Origin of the sequence: Streptococcus mitis (genome assembly GCF_005844455.1) — a bacterium.
Classification (GTDB): Bacteria; Bacillota; Bacilli; order Lactobacillales; family Streptococcaceae; genus Streptococcus; species Streptococcus mitis_BF.
In genome coordinates this window covers 1-2,854 of record NZ_SPGF01000100.1, presented here as the reverse complement: position 1 = coordinate 2,854, position 2,854 = coordinate 1, and the positions used below count along the sequence as shown (strand labels likewise).

Below are 2,854 nucleotides of genomic sequence, written 5' to 3'. Positions count from 1 at the left end.
TAGCAAGACCTCTTTTTAGTGTACTCAAAATTTGGGTAAACAATATCTCATTCAATTTTTACTTTTTTTCAAACTTTCTCCTTTCGCTTTACAATTGGCTTGAACACCTTTATTGTATCGCGTTCGGAGTTTTTTGGTATAACCTTCGACGCGCACCCGCATAGCGGGTTGTTTTTTTGTCTCGCGCCTAGCGGAGCGAGACGGACTAATAGCCACATAACCATAAAAGGAGGGAATACGCATCCCTCCTTTTAGAGTTTTTACATCATGCCGCCCATCATACTTGGATCCATGGCTGGAGCTGGGGCTACTGGTTCTGGCTTATTGGCTACAACTGCTTCTGTTGTCAAAATCAAGCTGGCTACAGATGCCGCATTTTGTAAGGCTGAACGGCTCACTTTAACTGGGTCGATAATCCCTTGATTAATCATGTTGACCCACTCGCCAGTTGCTGCGTTGAAACCTGTACCAACTTCAGCATTTTTCAAACGGTCAATAACGATAGATCCTTCGAATCCCGCATTGTGGGCAATTTGACGAACAGGTTCTTCCAAGGCACGGAGTACAATATTGCGTCCTGTTGCTTCATCTCCTGTCAATTCCAAATCAGCCACTGCTGGGATAACATTTACAAGAGCTGTTCCACCACCAGCAACGATTCCTTCTTCAACAGCTGCACGAGTAGCGTTGAGGGCATCTTCGATGCGGAGTTTCATTTCTTTCAACTCAGTTTCAGTTGCAGCACCGACTTTGATGACTGCGACACCACCTGACAATTTTGCCAAGCGTTCTTGCAATTTTTCGCGGTCAAATTCAGATGTTGTAGTTTCGATTTGAGACTTGATAACCGAAACACGGTGAGAAATAGCTTCAGGATTTCCAGCACCTTCTACGATAACAGTGCTATCTTTGTCCACAGTTACTCTCGCTGCTTGACCAAGCGCTTCAATTGTAGCATCTTTCAACTCAAGACCAAGATCTTCTGTGATAACTGTTCCACCTGTCAAGATAGCGATGTCTTCAAGCATGGCTTTGCGACGGTCACCAAAACCTGGAGCTTTGACGGCTACCACGTTGAAGGTCCCACGAATCTTGTTCAATACAAGAGTTGGAAGAGCTTCACCATCCACATCATCCGCAATAATCAAGAGTGGACGATTGCTTTGGAGAATACTTTCTAGGAGTGGCAAAATTTCTTGGATATGGGAAATCTTCTTATCGGTAATCAAAATGTATGGATTTTCAAGGTCAGCCACCATTTTTTCGCTATCTGTCACCATGTACTGTGAAAGATAACCGCGGTCAAACTGCATTCCCTCCACAACTTCAAGTTCTGTTTCCATACCACGTGACTCTTCGATAGTGATGACTCCATCTTTGCCTACTTTTTCCATGGCTTCAGAGATGTACTCGCCTACTTTTTCAGAACGAGATGATACGGCAGCAACCTGAGCGATGGCTTCTTTATTGGCAACTGGGATGGCATTGTTTTTCAAAGCTTCTACTGCTGCTGCAACTGCTGTTTCAATCCCACGACGAATGCCGATTGGATTTGCACCTGCTGTGACGTTTTTGATTCCTTCGCGAACAATTGCTTGGGTCAAGACTGTTGCAGTTGTCGTTCCGTCACCTGCGATATCGTTTGTTTTTGAAGCTACTTCTGATACCAATTTGGCACCCATATTTTCAAAATGGTCTTCCAATTCAATTTCTTTGGCAATGGTCACACCGTCATTGGTAATCAAAGGTGAACCAAATGATTTTTCAAGAACGACGTTACGACCTTTTGGTCCCAAAGTTACTTTAACAGTATCTGCAAGGATATCGACACCACGGACCATAGCTGAACGAGCATCAGATGAAAATTTAATTTCTTTTGACATACTTATTCCCTCCTATTATTCTTCCACAATTGCCAAGATGTTAGCTTCGCCTACGATGATGTACTTTTCATCGCCATCTTTGACATCAAGACCTACATGAGCTTCAACCAAGACACAGTCTCCAGCCTTAACACTTGGAGCAACCAAGTCACCGTTCAAGGTACGAACACCTTGTCCAGTAGCCACAACTTTGGCTGTTTTGGTTTTTTCTTGGGCTGAACCTGCAAGGACAAAGCCTCCAACAGTTTGTTCTTTTTCTTCTACTTTTAAGACCACACGGTCTCCTAATGGTTTCAACATCTGATTTCCTCCATAATGAGATAGATATCATTAGCACTCTTTGTGTTTGAGTGCTAATTCATAATTCTATTGTATCACTTGGTCAAAAATAGTCAAGAAAAAAGTCTGATTTTGGCAAGATAAAAAGCCTGAGACCAACTCAGACTTTTTAATGCTTAAAATGGCAATTCTTCCTCTTCCAAGACCAAATCCGCCAAATCTTGGCCTGCATTATTTTCACGCATGGCACGTTGAGCACGACTTTCCAAGAGTTGGAATCCAGTAACAAGTACTTCGGTCACGTAGTTCATCTGACCATTTTTCTCAAAGCGACGGGTACGCAATTCTCCATCAACGGAAATGAGACTACCTTTGGTTGCGTAGCTTGCCAAGGTTTCTGCTAGTCTGCCCCAAAGGACCATATTGACAAAATCAGCTTCGCGTTCACCATTTTGGTCTTTGTAACGACGGTTCACAGCGATAGTTGCTCGCGCTACTGACTTGTCATTGTTTGTTTTGTGCAATTCTGGCGTAGACGTCAAGCGCCCGATCATAATAACTTTATTATACATATTTATAATTCATTCCTTTCGTTTCACTCAAGGCACAACACTAAATGAAAAAGTGCTGTGCTCTTTATTTTGATTTATAATTAAACTGAGAAGACCTATCACTACTACAAATCACGGGGA

The 2,854-nt window shown here is 42.7% G+C and carries 3 protein-coding genes; all 3 read right to left on the bottom strand.

Annotated features, from left to right (window positions below; all coding sequences use genetic code 11):
• Positions 1-260: 260 nt before the first annotated feature.
• A complete protein-coding gene (groL, locus tag FGQ53_RS11460) occupies positions 261-1,883 on the bottom strand; it encodes a chaperonin GroEL (protein WP_138338888.1) in 1,623 nt (540 codons plus the stop codon).
• 15 nt (positions 1,884-1,898) lie between these two features.
• Complete coding sequence (groES, locus tag FGQ53_RS11455) at positions 1,899-2,183, bottom strand: co-chaperone GroES (protein WP_138338885.1); 285 nt, start codon at positions 2,181-2,183, stop codon at positions 1,899-1,901.
• Positions 2,184-2,338: 155 nt separating this feature from the next.
• Positions 2,339-2,734 carry a single-stranded DNA-binding protein gene (locus FGQ53_RS11450; RefSeq protein ID WP_000282467.1) on the bottom strand — a complete coding sequence of 132 codons (396 nt, stop codon included), beginning with the start codon at positions 2,732-2,734 and terminating at the stop codon, positions 2,339-2,341.
• Positions 2,735-2,854 lie beyond the last annotated feature (120 nt).